12 protein-coding genes are annotated in these 16,107 nt (G+C 60.2%); 8 read left to right on the forward strand and 4 right to left on the reverse strand.

Annotated features, from left to right (window positions below):
- Positions 1-1,269, forward strand: coding sequence for an adenosylmethionine--8-amino-7-oxononanoate transaminase (locus NYP16_RS00730; RefSeq protein WP_274942190.1), 1,269 nt, complete (start codon positions 1-3; stop codon positions 1,267-1,269).
- Positions 1,266-3,041, forward strand: coding sequence for an aminopeptidase P family protein (locus tag NYP16_RS00735; protein ID WP_274942191.1), 1,776 nt, complete (start codon positions 1,266-1,268; stop codon positions 3,039-3,041). The genes NYP16_RS00730 and NYP16_RS00735 overlap by 4 nt, the downstream gene beginning before the upstream one ends.
- 188 nt (positions 3,042-3,229) lie before the next feature.
- Here the strand turns inward: NYP16_RS00735 and NYP16_RS00740 are convergent, their stop codons facing one another.
- Positions 3,230-4,648, reverse strand: a complete 1,419-nt coding sequence (locus NYP16_RS00740; protein ID WP_274942192.1) for a pyridoxal phosphate-dependent decarboxylase family protein — start codon at positions 4,646-4,648, stop codon at positions 3,230-3,232.
- 62 nt (positions 4,649-4,710) lie between these two features.
- Between NYP16_RS00740 and NYP16_RS00745 the strand changes: the two genes are divergently transcribed.
- Positions 4,711-5,055, forward strand: coding sequence for an MGMT family protein (locus NYP16_RS00745; protein WP_274942193.1), 345 nt, complete (start codon positions 4,711-4,713; stop codon positions 5,053-5,055).
- 5 nt (positions 5,056-5,060) lie between these two features.
- Here the strand turns inward: NYP16_RS00745 and NYP16_RS00750 are convergent, their stop codons facing one another.
- Positions 5,061-5,690 carry a glutathione S-transferase family protein gene (locus NYP16_RS00750; RefSeq protein WP_274942194.1) on the reverse strand — a complete coding sequence of 210 codons (630 nt, stop codon included), beginning with the start codon at positions 5,688-5,690 and terminating at the stop codon, positions 5,061-5,063.
- A 640-nt stretch (positions 5,691-6,330) separates the two neighbouring features.
- Here NYP16_RS00750 and NYP16_RS00755 point away from each other — a divergent pair.
- From NYP16_RS00755 to NYP16_RS00765, 3 genes are all read left to right on the forward strand, one after another.
- On the forward strand, positions 6,331-7,299 hold the full coding sequence (locus NYP16_RS00755; protein WP_274942195.1) for a sugar transferase: 969 nt from the start codon (positions 6,331-6,333) through the stop codon (positions 7,297-7,299).
- A gap of 116 nt (positions 7,300-7,415) precedes the next feature.
- The gene (locus NYP16_RS00760) at positions 7,416-9,116 is read left to right on the forward strand and encodes a type I secretion system permease/ATPase (protein WP_274942196.1); all 1,701 of its coding nucleotides are present in this window, start codon (positions 7,416-7,418) and stop codon (positions 9,114-9,116) included.
- 1 nt (position 9,117) lies between these two features.
- Complete coding sequence (locus NYP16_RS00765; RefSeq protein ID WP_274942197.1) at positions 9,118-10,503, forward strand: HlyD family type I secretion periplasmic adaptor subunit; 1,386 nt, start codon at positions 9,118-9,120, stop codon at positions 10,501-10,503.
- A gap of 133 nt (positions 10,504-10,636) precedes the next feature.
- Here NYP16_RS00765 and NYP16_RS00770 read toward each other — a convergent pair whose 3' ends face one another.
- Positions 10,637-11,812 (reverse strand): ABC transporter substrate-binding protein, encoded by a 1,176-nt coding sequence (locus NYP16_RS00770; RefSeq protein ID WP_274942198.1) that lies wholly within the window; start codon positions 11,810-11,812, stop codon positions 10,637-10,639.
- 170 nt (positions 11,813-11,982) lie between these two features.
- Here NYP16_RS00770 and NYP16_RS00775 point away from each other — a divergent pair, with 170 nt between their 5' ends.
- On the forward strand, positions 11,983-14,073 hold the full coding sequence (locus tag NYP16_RS00775; RefSeq protein WP_274942199.1) for a cache domain-containing protein: 2,091 nt from the start codon (positions 11,983-11,985) through the stop codon (positions 14,071-14,073).
- Between the two features lie 8 nt (positions 14,074-14,081).
- Here the strand turns inward: NYP16_RS00775 and NYP16_RS00780 are convergent, their stop codons facing one another.
- Positions 14,082-14,495 carry a DUF4870 family protein gene (locus NYP16_RS00780; protein WP_274942200.1) on the reverse strand — a complete coding sequence of 138 codons (414 nt, stop codon included), beginning with the start codon at positions 14,493-14,495 and terminating at the stop codon, positions 14,082-14,084.
- A gap of 244 nt (positions 14,496-14,739) precedes the next feature.
- On the opposite strand from NYP16_RS00780, the gene NYP16_RS00785 reads away from it, so the two are divergent.
- Positions 14,740-16,080 (forward strand): amidohydrolase, encoded by a 1,341-nt coding sequence (locus NYP16_RS00785; protein WP_274942201.1) that lies wholly within the window; start codon positions 14,740-14,742, stop codon positions 16,078-16,080.
- The last annotated feature ends 27 nt before the right edge of the window (positions 16,081-16,107 follow it).

Genomic DNA, 16,107 nt, shown 5'->3' on the forward strand with positions numbered 1-16,107 from the left:
ATGGCGGAACCGGACTGGCTTGAGGACGCGGCACGGCATCTCTGGCTGCCCTATGCCCAGATGCAGACCGCGCCCGCGCCTTTGCCTGCCGTCCGGACCGAGGGCTCGGTCATTCACCTTGCTGACGGGCGGGAGCTTGTGGATGGCGTCGCCTCCTGGTGGACGGCCTGTCATGGTTATAATCATCCCGATCTGCTGACTGCGGTCGAAACCCAGTTGTGGCGCATGCCCCATGTCATGTTGGGTGGGTTGGTGCATGAACCTGCGGCGCGGCTTGCGGCGCGGCTCGCAAAACTGCTGCCCGGCGATCTCGATCATGTGTTTTTCGTTGATTCCGGCTCGGTCGCGGTAGAGGTGGCGCTTAAAATGGCGCTGCAATACTGGATCAACAAAGGGGTGGCCGGGAAGCGCCGCTTTCTGTCGTTCCGCTTTGGCTATCATGGCGATACTTCGGGGGCCATGGCGGTCTGCGATCCGGACGAAGGCATGCACAGCCTGTTCGCGGGCTATGTGACGCCGCAGCTCATCACTGATCTGCCGCGTGGGGCTGAGGCCCAGGCGGCGTTCGAAACGTTTCTCGCCGCCCATAAACATGAGCTTGCGGCGGTGGTCATGGAGCCGCTCATTCAGGGCGCGGGCGGCATGAAATTTCATGACCCGGCCGATTTGCGCGCGATCGCCGAGGCGGCGCGGCGGCAGGATGTGCTACTGATTGTTGATGAGATTTTCACCGGCTTTGGCCGCACGGGCTCTATGTTTGCAATCGACCAGGCGAGTATCGTGCCCGATATCGTGACCGTCGGCAAAGCCTTGACCGGCGGCATCCTGACCCTTGCGGCAGCGGTGGCGCGGGGGCCGGTTTATGAGGCGTTTCTTGGCGACGATCCGGGCCGGGCGCTTATGCATGGGCCGACTTTCATGGGCAATGCGCTTGCCTGTGCGGCAGCCAATGCGTCGCTTGACCTGTTTGAACGCGAGCCGCGTCTGGCCGAAGTCGCTGCCATCGCCGACCAGCTGACGCGTGAGCTTGAGCCTTGCCACAGCCTTCCGGGCGTGACCGATGTGCGGGTCAGGGGGGCTGTCGGGGTGGTCGAGATGGCGCAGATGGCCGACCCGGCGCGGCTGCGTCAGCGTTTTGCCGATCTTGGGGTCTGGATTCGACCGTTTGGCAACATTATCTATCTTGCACCGGCTTTCACCATCCGGCCCGCGCAACTGAGCCGTCTCACCACCGCCATTCATGACGTCATAAAGGATTCCCGGCCATGACCGATATTTCGAGCCATAACGCCCGTCTCATCGCCTTGCGGGGCACGCTTCGGGCGCGCGGGCTCGACGGCTTCGTGGTGGCGCATACGGACGAACATAACAGCGAATATACCCCGGCCTATGCTCAGCGTCTGGCCTGGCTCACGGGCTTTGACGGCTCGGCGGGCATGGGTGTGGTGCTGGCTGACAAGGCGGCGCTATATGTGGACGGGCGTTACACCCTGCAGGTGCGGGCCCAGACCGACGCCCGGAGTTATGTCTATAAGGACCTGGTGAGTGAAACGGTTGCGGCCTGGATCGCGACCGAGGCGGCGAAAGGAGCGGTGATCGGCTATGACCCCTGGCTCCATAGCGAGGCCTGGGTCGAGAAAACAGCGGCTGCTCTCGCGGCGGTGGGGATGCGGCTTCAGGCCACCGACGGCAACCCCATTGACGCCATCTGGACTGACCAGCCGGCAGCACCCGCCGATCCTGCTCTGCCCTATGATGTGGCCTATGCCGGGGAAAGCTCCGAAGCCAAACGCCAGCGTCTTGCGGCCGGTCTTGACGCCGAGGCCGCCGTCATCACCGCCCTTGATTCCATCGCCTGGCTGTTGAACATTCGCGGCACCGATGTGCATTGCACGCCGCTTGTGGTCGCCTTCGCTATTCTGCATGCCGATGCGCGGGTTGATCTTTATATGGACCCGGCCAAGGTGACCGCTGCGCTCCGTGACCATCTCGGAAACGCTGTGTCGCTGGCGCCGAAGACCGCGTTTGAAGATGGCCTGAAGGCGTTTGGCGGCAAACGAGTTCTGGTGGATGCGTCCGGGGCGTCCTCGGCGGTGATTTCGGCCCTGACCGATAGCGGCGCCACCGTCGTTCGCGGCAAGGATCCCTGCACGCTGCCGAAAGCGTGCAAAAATCCGGTTGAGCTTGAGGGCACGCGCCAGGCTCATGTGCGCGACGGGGCGGCGGTCAGCCGGTTCCTCGCCTGGCTTGCACGGGAAGCGCCGAAAGGCCAGCTTGATGAAATCTTGGCCGCAGAACAGCTTCATGACTTCCGGCGCGAGACCGGAGTTTTGAAGGATCTGAGCTTCGACACCATCTCGGGCGCGGGGCCGAACGGGGCCATTGTCCATTATCGGGCGACGCCGGAAACCAACCGGCCCATTCAGACGGGCGAGCTTTATCTCGTGGACAGCGGCGCGCAATATCTTGACGGCACCACCGATATCACCCGCACGGTCGGCATCGGCGCGGTCGGGGCCGAGGAAAAGGACCGTTTCACCCGAGTTTTGAAGGGCCATATCGCCATCGCCACGGCGCGCTTTCCAAAGGGCACCTCGGGCGCGCAGCTTGATACCCTCGCGCGCATGCCGCTCTGGCAGGTCGGGCTCAATTACGGTCACGGCACCGGCCATGGCGTCGGCTGTTATCTCGGGGTTCATGAAGGCCCGCAGCGCATCGCCGCAAGCGGCGTGGTCCCGCTTGAGCCCGGCATGATCGTTTCGAACGAGCCCGGCTATTACAAGACCGGTGGCTATGGCATCCGCATTGAAAATCTGGTGGTGGTCGAACCGACCCACGGCACGCGCGATGAGATCGAGACCTATGGTTTCGAAACCATCACGCTTGCCCCCATCGACATCAATCTGGTGGAACGCGACCTCCTTACGCAGGATGAGGCCGATTGGCTCAACAGCTATCATACGCGCGTGCGCGAGACCTTGACCCCTTTGGTCGATCGCGACACCGCCCATTGGCTTGAGACCGCGACGCAGGCGATCTAAAATTTACGGTCATCCCTCGTGATTTTGCTGTCATCCCCGCAAATTTACTGTCATCCCCGCGAACGCGGGGATCCAGACCGGCAGGGGGCACCTGGAGTTTAGGCAAGCAAGACTGGATTCCCGCGTTCGCGGGAATGACGGGGAGGGTTTGCTGCATCGCCGCAAAGGTCCGGGGCTAGCGGTAAGCTTCAGGACGTGCGGCTCAGGTCCCCGGCGATGTCCTGCACCCGTGTCCAGGCTTTGTCCATATGTTGGGCGGTCAGGTTGTTCTGGCCGACCGACCAGCGGATGGCCATTTTGCCGTCGACCTTGGCTCGGGTCAGATAGAGCGTGCCGTCGCGGTTGATGGTGCTGAGCAAGGCTTCATTGAGCGCGTCCGTGTCCGTAGCTCCGGCCGGGCAATAGCGGAAGGCGAAAAGTGCGAGGCGCGGGCCGATTAACAGCTCGAAATCCGGATGGGCATCGATGGTGGCGGCCATGGCGGCGGCGAGCCGGATATGCTCGCGGATCATCTCGCGCAGCTCATGGAGCCCATAACGGCGCAGCACGAACCAGAGCTTGAGCGAGCGGAAGCGGCGGCCGAGCGCAATGCCCCAGTCGCGATAATCCGTCACCTGTCCGGTTTCGGCGGTTTTGAGATATTCCGGCAGGATGGTGAAGGCGCGGGTATAGGCACCCACATCGCGTACGAACAGCACCGAACAATCGACCGTGGTCCTGAGCCATTTATGCGGGTTCATGACCATGCTGTCGGCGGCCTCGATACCCGCGATCATCCAGCGTTGTTCCGGCAGCAACAGCGCGCTGCCGGCCCAGGCGGCGTCCACATGCAACCAGATGTTATGATCCCGGCAAATCGCGCCGATGGCCTTGAGGTCATCGAACCCGCCAAGCGCCGTCGCACCTAAGGTGGCGACGCAGAAGGCCGGAATATGCCCGAGTTCGAGATCGGCCTTGATGGTGGCCTTGAGGACGGCGAGGTCGAGGCCGCCATCGGCCCCGGTCGGGATGGCGCGGTAATGGGCGCGGCCGATGCCGCACAGCAAGACGGCTTTCTCGACCGAGGAATGGGCTTCGATCGAGCCATAGGCGGTCAGTGGGGCGATGGCCGCACCACCATCTTCAAGGCCGCGATAATTCAGGGTGCGTTCCCGCGCCGCGAGTGCCGCGCAGAGGGTGGAGGTCGAGGCGGTGTCCTGAATGACGCCCTCAAAATCGCTGGGCAGCCCAAGTGCATCGCGCAGCCATTCGAGCACGCGGGTTTCAAGTTCGGTGGCGGCGGGCGAGGTCTCCCACATCATGCCATTGACCCCAAGCCCGGCGGTCAGCATTTCCGCGAGCACCGCGGGTGGACTGGAAATCGACGGGAAATAGGCGAAGAACATGGGATGCTGCCAATGGGTGAGCCCAGGCATGATCAGCCGGTCCATGTCGGCCAGGATAGCGTCCATGGATTCAGGCGTCTCAGGGGCGGCTGTGGGCAGCGCCTTCAGAAGATCGCCGGGGCTCGTGCGGGCGCGGATCGGGTAGTGCTCGATCTCGTCCATATAGCGGGCGATCCAGTCGACGATCTCATGGCCGTAACGGCGGAATTCTTCACTGTCCATGGACTGATCTTCTCAGCAGCGGGTTGAACGGTCATAGTAGTGAGAGCGGGGAGGGAGGCCAAGTGCCAAAGACCAAAAGCTATTACGATAAAGTCTATGACATCACCCGGCTGATCCCACGCGGGCAGGTCGCGAGCTATGGCCAGATTGCCGATTATATCGACGGTTGTACGCCGCGCATGGTGGGCTATGCCCTGTTCGCGCTACGCGGGGAGACGGATGTGCCCTGGCAACGGGTGGTGAATGCGTCGGGCGGCATCAGTCCGCGTCCCGGCTCTGACCGTCAGCGCGCGCGGCTTGAGACGGAAGGAATCTTGTTTTCAGCGGTGGGCAAGATCGATCTCAAACGCTTCGGCTGGCCGGGTCCTGAGCCTTCGTGGCTGGCCAAAAACGGGTTGCTGCCATGAGAGGGTCAGGCCGACATGCTCGGGCGGGCGGAGACGATTTTATACCAGCGTGTGAGGTGGATGAGATTCTCGGACGGCGTGAGTTTCACTCGCCCGGCGAAATCGACGCAGACGATGGCGGTGATGTCGGCCAGCCCGAAAGCCGCGCCGCTGACATAGGCTGATTGGGCGAGGCGGTCATTCAGGGTGGCAAAGAACAGTCCGACCCGGGCGCGACCCCGCTCAACCAGCGCTGGGATCTGCTCGAATCCCTGCGGTCCGCTGAGCGCCCGGCCGACGAAGCCTGGTGCGTGATTGCGCAGGGCTTCGGCAACCGGGAAAAAGCCCTCGATTTCCATGCGGTGGTCCCACATAGCGATCTCGGCTCGTTCCCGTGCCGTGCGGCCGCATAAGGGCGGATCTGGATGGAGCTCTTCGAGATAGCGACAGATGGCGACGCTCTCGGTGATGACGCTGCCATCATCGAGTTCAAGGGCAGGAACTTCACAGAGCGGATTGATGCGTCGGAACTCTGGCGAGAGATGCGCGTTGTTGCGCAGGTCAACTTGCACGAGTGGGATATCAAGACCTTTTTCAGTCATGAAAATACGCACGCGGCGCGGACTTGGCGCGGGTGTGCAGTCATAAAGTTTCATGGCGCAACTTTCTACAGAGCCCTGCAGGGTCGGCTTTTGCTGCAGACTGGACGTAAGGACTTAATCTGTCACGATTTTGTCTCTTATGAAAAAGACCTTGTGGGGGCCATTATCGGACGGTATTGACCCTGAGTGGCTTGTTGCAAGATTGAGATAGAATAAGTGGATAAGAACCTTAAAATTGCTCCTGGTCACATAAATGACGCAAAGCTGGGTTAGCCCTATGGCTGTCTGGTTCCACATTAAGTTGTGATGCGGATTGTAAAGTAAAGGTTACAGTATCACTGTTTGCATTATTCCAGACAATCCTCTAATCCTATGGGCTTATGGGACTATACATAAGGCATTGTGTGCATACCCAAAAAACATACGTGTTTGGTTGAAAAACGGGTGAGTAAAGATTATAAGCCTAGCCAGTTCCATTGAAGCATTTTGTGGACTGGTTTAGAAACGTTCGCGGTCTGATTCTCTTGGCGATAGGTAAGGGCGGATTATGTGCTTTGTCCCGGAGATGATCAGACTTGTTAAGCTTACGTAAAGATAAAGTTTGGCAAACTTGCCGCGATTGCTACTTCCCGGGGGGGGAACGGCAGAGACAAGAATCTCGTCATGCTCTGATAACGAGACGGAATGGAGCCGCATGTTAGATGAAAACCAGGTGAATTGGCGCATGGGGCAGTCGCAAACCCTGGACGCTCACGCCGACGGATCGTCTGCTGATCATCCTTATAGCATGGACTTTTCGGCTGTTTCTTTTTCCAAAAGCATCAAGGAGTCTTTTTCAAGGAGCATCATCGAGTCTGCTGTCAATACAGATGACATGATTGCCCCGGTCAAAGACATTACTGTTGCCGTTCGTGCCCAGCCATTGTCGCTGCGCTTGCTGGATATCTGCGGAGCACTGGTTGGGTTGACGCTGAGCGCCCCTTTCATGCTGATCGCCATGTTGCTTATCTGGCTTGAGGATCGTCATAATCCTTTTTATATTGCCGAGCGGATCGGCGCCGGTGGCAAGCCGTTCCGTTTTATCAAGCTGCGCTCGATTTCCGTACGGCGGGGTGTCGGCTCCGACGAGATCATCACCGCTGACGATCCGCGCGTGACGCGGCTTGGTCATTTTATCCGGGCTTCCAAATTTGATGAATTGCCGCAGTTCTGGCATGTGTTGCACGGCGATATGAGCCTGGTGGGCCCGCGCGCCAATGTGGCCTCCATCGTCGAGTCCTTCACCGAGGAAGAGCGGCAGATCATTTCGATCAAGCCGGGGATCACTGACCTTGCGTCCATCGTGTTCCTCAATCTCGGCAAGGTGCTTGAAGGGTCACGTGACCCGAAGCTTGATTACAACCGGCTGGTGCGGCCGTGGAAAAGCCGTCTTGCGCTTTTATATGTGCGCAATCAGTCACTTGGGCTGGCATTGCGGACGCTTGTTCTGACGGTGGTTGCCTTTGTCAGTCATCCGCGGGCGCTTGAAGGTGTGGCACGTCTGGCCTCTCATTATAAAACGGATCCCCGCCTCGCCCGCATTGTGCGCCGGGAAGAAGGCCTTGTGCCCTATCCGCCACCGGGCGCGGATAAAATCGTCAATTCGCTGTCGGGCAGGATGTAGGCGCCGGACAGTAAGGTTTCCGTAGCATCTGTTATGTTAGAAAAAGCCATGCTGGAGTTTTCAGTATGGCTTTGTGCATTTCGAAGCTTGGATTTGGCTTTTAGCGAAGATCAATCATGACTGCAGCGCCTGCCAAACTAACCTTGAAAACCGCCCTCGGGGGGGTTCGGCATGAATTTAAAATGGCCGGTGTCTTCAGCTTCTTCATCAATCTTTTGATGTTGGTGTCGCCGATCTTCATGTTGCAGGTCTATGACCGTGTGCTGACGAGCCGGAATGATCTGACGCTGGTGATGCTGACCTTGCTTGCGGTGGTTTTGCTTGGGGTCATGGCGGCGCTTGATGCCTTTCGCTCCAAGCTGCTGGTGCGGGTTTCGAAGCGCGTCGATAATCTCACCAACAATCTGTTGTTCGATGGCGTGTTCGCGGCGGCGGTGCTGCGGCCGGGGCTCGGCAGTGCGCAATATTTCCGCGACATGGACTCGGTGCGGCAATTCATGACCGGTGGCCCGGTCTTCGCCCTGTTCGACGGGCCTTGGGTGCCGATTTATCTCTTGATCGTTTTTCTGATGCATCCCCTCCTTGGGCTGGTGGCGCTTTTCGGCGGGATCCTTATTTTCGCACTGGCCTGGTTGAATGATCGCGCCACGCGCAGCGTGCTCAAGCAGGCGTCCGAACATGCCATGATGGCCAATGACGTGATCGAACGCTCGCTCCGGAATGCCGAGGTTTTGCGTGCCATGGGCATGGGTGAGGGCATCCGCCGGGTGTGGCGGCGCTACCAGAACGAGGCGTTGATCCAGCAATGCATAGCGAGCGATCGCGCCGGGGTCATGGTGGCTGTCAGCAAGGCGGCACGGATGATTCTGCAGGTCCTGATGCTGGCCGCCGGAGCCTGGCTTGCGATCCGACAGTCGATCACACCGGGGATGATTGTCGCCTCCTCGATCATTATGGGTCGCGGTCTTGCGCCTATCGAGCAGGCAATCGGCGGCTGGAAAAATTTTGTCGGCGCGCGCACGGCGTTCAATCGCCTGAATGCGCTCCTTCTGGCGGTGCCGGATGAGACGGAGCGCATGACCCTGCCGCGCCCCAAGGGAGCGCTTTCGGTGGACCGTGTCATCGCCGCCCCGCCGGGGGTCAAGTCGCCGGTCATCAAGGGCGTGAGTTTCGAGGTCGCGGCCGGAGAATCCATCGGCATCGTCGGGCCGAGTGCAGCGGGCAAGACCACGCTCGCGCGGTTGATTCTTGGGGTCTGGCCACCACGGGCGGGGTATATCCGGCTGGACGGCGCGGAAATCTATGGCTGGAACCGGGCCGAGCTTGGGCCTGCCATCGGCTATCTGCCGCAGGATGTGGAATTGTTCTCTGGCACCGTGGCCGAGAATATCGCCCGCTTTGGCGTGGCCGATCCGGATAAAGTGGTGAAAGCCGCTCGCGACGCCGGTGTGCATGACATGATCCTGGGTTTGGCCGATGGTTATGACAGCCAGATCGGTACGAGCGGCACCAATCTGTCGGCCGGACAGCGTCAGCGTGTCGGTCTCGCGCGGGCGCTGTATGGCGACCCAAGCTTTATTGTGCTCGATGAGCCGAACGCCAACCTCGACACCGATGGCGAAGCGGCTCTGGCGCAGGCGGTGCGGGCCTTGCGCGCCGACAAGCGTACGGTGATCGTCATCACCCATCGGAGCGCGGTGCTCGAGCAGATGGACAAGCTCATGGTTCTGAAAAACGGCCAGATCGCCGCCTTCGGGCCCTTGGCCGAGGTTATGGTGGCTTTGAACCCGGCCCCAGAGCCGGTGGGGGTTGCGTGAGATGAAAGCCCCATCGCTGTTTGCCCGCATGAAGACCCGATTTCAGGATTTTCTCGCCGCGCCCGCTCTCGGCGCGCCGGATGTGACCGGCGGCGACGATCCCTATGCCGATACCCGGAGCCCGATCCGCATCGGCCTGATCATTATTCTCGTGACCTTCGTTGGCCTTGGCGGTTGGGCAGCGTTCGCTCCGCTCAGTCAAGGGGCGGTGGCCTCGGGGAAATTGATCGTGGAATCCCAGCGCAAGGAAATTCAGCATTTCGAAGGCGGCATCGTCGCGAAAATCGCGGTCAAGGATGGCGACCGGGTGCGTCCGGGCGATGTGCTGGTTGAACTTGACGATACCCGGGCCCGCGCCCAGTTGCAGATCGTCGAAGGCCAGCTTGATGCTTACCGCGCTTTCGAAGCGCGCCTGACCGCCGAACGCGATGGTCTGGAGGATGTGACCTTTCCCGCCGATCTCGAAGCCAAGGCCCAGAATAACGAGGAAGTGGCCAAGTCGCTTGGCGGTCAGCGCGACATGTTCACTGCCCGCAAGATGGCCATCAAAAGCCAGACCGACATTCTCGACAAGCGGGTGACCCAGTTGCGGGAAATGTCGAATGGCCTCCGGGCGCAGGTGCAGTCGAAATCCGAACAGCTGCGGACTCTCGCCGACGAGATCAAAGGGCTTCAGGAACTTTATGCCAAGGGCTATGCCTCGAAATCCCGGTTGCTCGCCTTGCAACGGTCCGAGGCGGAGACCGCAGGCGAGCGCGGCAAATATCTGTCCGATATTGCAAGTTCCGACATGAAGGTCGGGGAAACCCGACTTGAAGTCATTCAGGTTCAGAAGAAGTTTGAGGAAGAGGTGGTGTCTGACCTCCGGACCACACAACAAAAAGTTTTGGATCTGACCGAACAATGGACCGCAGCCCGCGATGTGCTCAATCGCACCCGGGTGCGCGCGCCGGTTGAGGGCATCATCGTTGGCCTCAAGCTTCATACGCTGGGCGGGGTGATCAACCCGGGCACACGCCTGCTTGAGATCGTGCCGCAGAACCGCAAGCTTCTGGTGCAGGCGAAAATCCAGACCCATGATATCGATCAGGTACAAATGGGCGCCGAGGCCGAGGTGCGCTTGCTGCCCTTCAAACAGCGCACCTTGCCGATCCTGGTTGGGCAGGTGACGGCGGTTTCAGCCGATACGCTTGAAGACGAGCGCACGGGTGAAAGCTATTACACCGCCAATGTCGAAATATCCGAAGACCAGATCAAAAAGCTTGAGGGCCACAGGCTGGTGCCCGGCATGCCCGCCGATGTCATCATCAAGTCGGGCGAATATACCGTGCTGCAATATCTGCTCGGCCCTTTGACCGACAGCCTGGCCCGCGCGTTCAGGGGCTAGGGCCGGATCAGCCCGTCATTGCGAGGCGCAGCCAAAGCAATCCAGTCCCTCCGCTTGGCTCCGGTCTACCCATGGTCCTGGATCGCCACGCCGCTTATGCGGTTCGCGATGACGGTTGAGGGTGGCGAAAGCCTCAGGGCTTGATCGCGGTGATCAGGGGTTCAAAAGCTCCGTTATGGATGACCATGGGCCAGACCCGGTGGCTCGCCTGGAGATCTCGGGCGTCTAGGATCAGGGGCTCATCCAGGCCGATATCGAAGCTGCCGAGACGGTGCATGGCGGTGATCAGGTCCTTGCGGGACGGCCTGGGTCCTGCCGCTCGCAGACCGGCGACCAGCACCCGTGCGGCGAGGTAGCCTTCAAGCGAGATGACCCCGGTCGTGACGCCGCCGCCATAGCGCGACATGGCGGCACGATAGCTGGTGACGGCGCGAAGGTTGCTGGTGACCGGCGGGACCACCTCGGTGACGATGACGCCCTGGCCTGTGTTCTTGAGGGCGTCCTTGAGCGCGGCGCTGCCGACGAAGGACAGATTGAGAAAAATCGCCTTGGTGAACACCTGCCGGGCGAGGCGGATGAATTTGGCATTTGGTGCATAGGCGCCGACCATGATCACCGCCTTGATCGGACGATGTGCATCAAGAAGCGTGATCAGCGCATTTTCCACATCGAGCGTGCCGCGTTCATAGCGCCCGCGCGGCAGGCTCGCGCCATGCTGGAAGCCACGGGTCTCAAGGGCCCTGAGCGCGCCTGCGTAGCCGTCATTGCCGTAGCTGTCGTTCTGCGTGAAAAAGGCGATCTCCTCGGGGCGGATGCCGCGAGCAAGGATGACGTCGAGCATGGCGTCGGTTTCTTCGGCATAACTCGCGCGGAAATTGACGATCACGGGGTCACCGTCCACGGGCCTCAGGATTGATGCGCCGCTCATGGCCGCGAAAAAAAGAATGTCGTGGGCCCGGGCAATGGGAATGGTTTTGACCGCAGTGGGCGTGCCGACGCTGCCGATGATGCCCAGCACCTGATCCTGTTCGATCAGGGACAGAATATTATGGGCGGCGGTCGGAGGGTCATAGGCATCGTCGCGCACGACAAGTTTCAGACGGCGGCCGTGAATGCCGCCCGTGGCATTGACCTCGGCGAAATAACTTTCAATGCCGGCGCGCATGGAGCGGCCAAGATAGCTGACCGGCCCGCTGAGCGCCGCTGTCATGCCGATTTTCAAATCCCCGGCCCCGGCCATATCGCGTGCTGCAGCAGGCGCGATCCCAAGCAGGATGAAAAACATAAAAACAAGGCTGCGACAGACCACGGGGGTAGCTCCTGCGATAGGGGATCCTTGATATGAAAACCAGACGCGCGGCGGTCGGGGGACGTGACAGTCAGCTGTCGGTGAGGTCATCGCCATTCACAGCCTGCGCTGCAGGACGTCCGGTCTCTGGCAACATAAATGTTCAGGGCCCAAGGAAAGGACGTTCCGCCATGACGGCTGAAGACCGATTGGTATGGCAGCGCAAATTTGTGCGCTGTTGCCTGGGCCTCGTGGCAGTGGTCATGGCGGCGTTGCTTTATTTCGGCATCGGTCTGTGGCAGGAGCGCGCGAATGCACGCAGCCAGCTGATACAGGAACAGGACCGGGTCAGCGATGCCGCCAACAATAAGATCGCGGGCATCATGGCCGAAGTCGAAGCGGTGGCGCGCCTAGCGGCACGTGATGTGGCCGCGCTTCAATCTCATAAGGCGGATACCGAACACGTGATCGGGCGGCTGATTGCTCGCTATCCGGAGATCACCGCAATCGGTGTGGCGTTCGAGCCGTTTGCCTTCGATCCGGATTACCGGCTGGCGGGGCCTTTGGTCCTGCGCGAGGCCGGAGGCTTCCGCCAGGGGCGGATTGAAGTGGACTATGACTACACCGCGCCGACGGTCAGCTGGTATCACGAGGCGCTGCGGCAGGGGCAGGTCTGGGACAGCCCGCGTACGGACCCGGCCAATGGTGAAACCTATGTGGATTTCGCTTTGTCGGTGCAGCTTATGGGCGGTCAGCGTGCCGTGGTGCGGGTGACCTATCCCTTGTCCCGGATTGCGTCCGTGGTCACACATCTTGATCTTGGTCATCATGGCTACGGCGCACTTCTGGCGAAAGACGGGCGCATTCTGGTGTCTCCCGGTCTCGACGATCAGACGGGTGGCGAGGCGAAGAGTTATGCCCGCGGTGACAACGCCAATTTCCTGAGCCAGATCACCGGCTATAAAAGCCGCCTCGCCACGCGCAGCATTCGCGGGCCGGGATGGACGCTTGTGACCGTGCATAGCTGGCAGGATCTCCAGCTCGATTTCTCGGCCCGTTACCGGCGGATTTTGCTGCTGACCATGCTGGCGGTGGTGTTGCCGATTTTGCTTGGCGGGGCTCATATCGCCCATCGCGCCCATCTGGTTTCGACCGAGCAGGAAGGCAATGCGGTCGTGCGTCAGGCCTGGCGCTGGTCGTCGCTGGTGGCGCTTGGATTTGTCCTGGCCATCGCGGCCATCTGGGCGCTGACGCTTGAGACCAAGGGCTCGGTCCGTACCCATGGCCAGATGATCGCGGGGCTCGGGGCTCTGGATAGCTTCGAACGCCGGGTGCTGCGCCAAGCCCTCAAGGAGGAGCGTCAGCTGCCGGTTTTCATCCCGACCGGCGTATTCCTGCAATCCATCGAGTTCCTGTCCGCCAACAATCTCGTACTGACCGGCTATGTCTGGCAGCGCTATCCGAAGGGGTCGACCCTGGTGCGCGGCGTCACTCTGCCGGAAGCCGAGGAAGTCGATATGACCGAAGTGTTCCGTCAATATCGCGGGCAGGATGAAGTCATCGGCTGGCGCATTCGCGCGACCGTGCGTCAGGCGTTCAGCTATGAGCGCTTTCCGTTCGATCGGGAGGCCATCTGGCTCAGGTTCTGGCCGGCCGATATTGTCCATTCGGTGGTGTTGGTGCCGGATTTCTCCGCCTATCGCATGACCAATCCAAGCGCCTTGCCGGGCCTTGAGCGGACATTGTTCATCAGCGGATGGTCGGCCATCAAGAGCTTTTTCGAATATCGGCAGAATGGCTATAACAGCGATTTCGGCATCGATGCCGCCATGAGCCATGGGGGGCAGCAGGAACTGTATTTCAACGTGGAAATCGTGCGCAATTTTCTCGATCCCTTTGTCTCGCACATCACGCCGATTCTTCTGGTGCTGTTGCTGATTTTCGCCATGCAGATGACGGTGACGCGTCATGCCGGACAAAAGGAGCTGCTCGGGTTCAACGCGGCGACCATCATCACCACCTGCGCGGCATTGTTTTTCGCGGTGCTGATTTCACATATCGAAGTCCGCGGTGCGATCTCCGCCACCAAGATCTTTTATGGTGAATATTTCTATCTCATCACCTATGCGGTGATCCTCGCGGCCTGCATCAATGCCATCCTGTTCACCTATGACACCTCGCTCAGATGGGTGCAGTACCGCGACAATCTCTTGGCCAAGATTCTCTATTGGCCGACGGTGATGGCGGCCATGTATCTGGTCACATTCGTGATCTTTTACTGAGGATCGGCTTAGCCGATGAACCAGGCGTCGGGTTTCGTAATGGGTTGTTCGTTCGAATAGGCGATCCAGCCCTTGATCAGGCGGATCACGACCCAAAGGAAAGTCAGGAAAAAGACCAGAAATCCGACGAGGAACCAGATAGTGGCCCAGCCAATGACGACAAACAGCAGGCCGATCCAGAAGGTCCGAATGAGCCAGGTGTAATGGCTTTCACGCCAGGTTCCCACAACTTCATCCCGCTTGAGATAAGCGATGATGACCCCGACAATGGCGCCACACCAGCCCGTGACCAGCCCGAGCAGAAAGGCCACATAGGTGAGCAGCAGCATATCGAGATTGCGGGCGAGCTCAGGGCCGCTCCGCTCTATGACGGGCTGTTGGCTCGGGCCGGTGTTTGGGGTTTCAGCTGTCGGCTCGGTCATGACTCAAGGTCTCCTCTGAAGTCCGCCCCTGATGAATTCCAGCCCGGACTTACAAAAGCAACGGGTAACATCAAGCAGTCCCTATATATTACGCCATTTTGACCGCATGGCGTGAGCTTTGTTTCGAGAAAGCCAAGCGTTGCGGTGAGCGGCAAAGTCACCCATTATAGTGCTCTCGGGCATTATAGTCCGCTCGGGATGTCAGGCGAAATATTGCTGTTGTTGGAAAAAGGGGGGAGTGCTCATGAAAGCCATTGGATTGCGTGCAGGACGGGTGTCGTCATGGATGCTGACGGCGGGGACACTGCTGGGGCTTTTTGCCGGGGCGGCCAACGCCGACGGTCTTGACGACAAAGTCACCAACGCGACCAAGGCCATAGAGAGCAAACTTGTTACCTGGCGTCGCGATATCCATCAGCATCCGGAACTTTCGAACCGGGAAGTCCGCACCGGCGCCCTTGTGGCCAAGCATCTGAAGGCCCTGAAGTTTGATGAGGTCAGAATCGATGTGGCCCATACCGGCGTGGTCGGGATTCTGAAGGGCGGCAAGCCCGGACCTGTGGTCGCCCTCCGTGCCGATATGGACGCGCTGCCGGTGACCGAACAGGTGGATCTGCCCTTCGCCTCCAAAGTCACCACCCAGTATAATGGCGAGACCGTGGGCGTCATGCATGCCTGTGGCCATGATGCCCATACGGCGATGCTGATGGGTGTGGCCGAGGTGCTTGCGGGCATGCGCGCGGACATTCCGGGCACCGTCATGTTCATCTTCCAGCCCGCCGAGGAAGGCGCTCCGGCCGGAGAAGAAGGCGGCGCGGCCCTGATGATGAAGCAAGGGCTGTTCAAGGGCACGCAGAAACCCGCCGCCGTGTTCGGGCTCCATGTCTGGCCGGTGGAAGCCGGGACCATCGGCTATCGTCCGCGGGAAACCATGGCCGCCGCCGATGACCTCAAGATCGTGGTCCAGGGCCGTCAAACCCATGGCTCATCGCCCTGGTACGGGACCGATCCGATCACCGTGGCCGGACAGATCGTGATGGCGATCCAGACCATTCCAAGCCGTCAGCTTGACATTACCCGGTCGCCGTCGGTGATCTCGATCGGCCGCATTACCGGTGGCGTGCGCGGCAATATCATTCCGGACAGCGTCGAAATGATCGGCACCATCCGCACCTTCGATCCGGGGGTGCGTGACGAACTGCTGAAACGGCTCGACCGCACGGTGACGCAGGTGGCCACAAGCGCCGGAGCCAGCGCCGAAATCATCCATTCAAGCTATGCCCCGGTCGTGTTCAACGATCCTGCCCTGACAGCGGCGAGCCTGCCCGCCTTGCGCCGTGCGGCGGGAGACGACCGGGTGCTGGAAGTGCCCTTGATCATGGGGTCCGAGGATTTTGCTTTTTACGGCAAGGACGTCCCGAGCTTTTTCTTTTTTCTTGGCATCAACAAGGATGGCGTGAAGACAGGCGAGGCGGCTGCCAATCATTCGCCTAAATTCTATGTCAATGAGGCAGCTCTGCCCGTCGGAGTGAAGGCATTGTCTTTTGCGGCGCTTGATTTCTTGCGGGGCGGAGGGGCGCAATAAGGCGCGATTTTTGCTGTAACTTGAGGC

This window comes from Govania unica, from assembly GCF_027920805.1.
Lineage (GTDB): Bacteria > Pseudomonadota > Alphaproteobacteria > Sphingomonadales > Govanellaceae > Govanella > Govanella unica.

What these genes read in the sequence shown, in the direction of transcription:
- NYP16_RS00760 (WP_274942196.1), top strand. Translation starts at nt 7,416, where the DNA reads ATGACTGCAGCGCCTGCCAAACTAACCTTGAAAACCGCCCTCGGGGGG.
- NYP16_RS00755 (WP_274942195.1), top strand. Translation starts at nt 6,331, where the DNA reads ATGTTAGATGAAAACCAGGTGAATTGGCGCATGGGGCAGTCGCAAACC.
- NYP16_RS00750 (WP_274942194.1), bottom strand. Translation starts at nt 5,690, where the DNA reads ATGAAACTTTATGACTGCACACCCGCGCCAAGTCCGCGCCGCGTGCGT.
- NYP16_RS00730 (WP_274942190.1), top strand. Translation starts at nt 1, where the DNA reads ATGGCGGAACCGGACTGGCTTGAGGACGCGGCACGGCATCTCTGGCTG.
- NYP16_RS00740 (WP_274942192.1), bottom strand. Translation starts at nt 4,648, where the DNA reads ATGGACAGTGAAGAATTCCGCCGTTACGGCCATGAGATCGTCGACTGG.
- NYP16_RS00775 (WP_274942199.1), top strand. Translation starts at nt 11,983, where the DNA reads ATGACGGCTGAAGACCGATTGGTATGGCAGCGCAAATTTGTGCGCTGT.
- NYP16_RS00735 (WP_274942191.1), top strand. Translation starts at nt 1,266, where the DNA reads ATGACCGATATTTCGAGCCATAACGCCCGTCTCATCGCCTTGCGGGGC.
- NYP16_RS00785 (WP_274942201.1), top strand. Translation starts at nt 14,740, where the DNA reads ATGAAAGCCATTGGATTGCGTGCAGGACGGGTGTCGTCATGGATGCTG.
- NYP16_RS00780 (WP_274942200.1), bottom strand. Translation starts at nt 14,495, where the DNA reads ATGACCGAGCCGACAGCTGAAACCCCAAACACCGGCCCGAGCCAACAG.
- NYP16_RS00765 (WP_274942197.1), top strand. Translation starts at nt 9,118, where the DNA reads ATGAAAGCCCCATCGCTGTTTGCCCGCATGAAGACCCGATTTCAGGAT.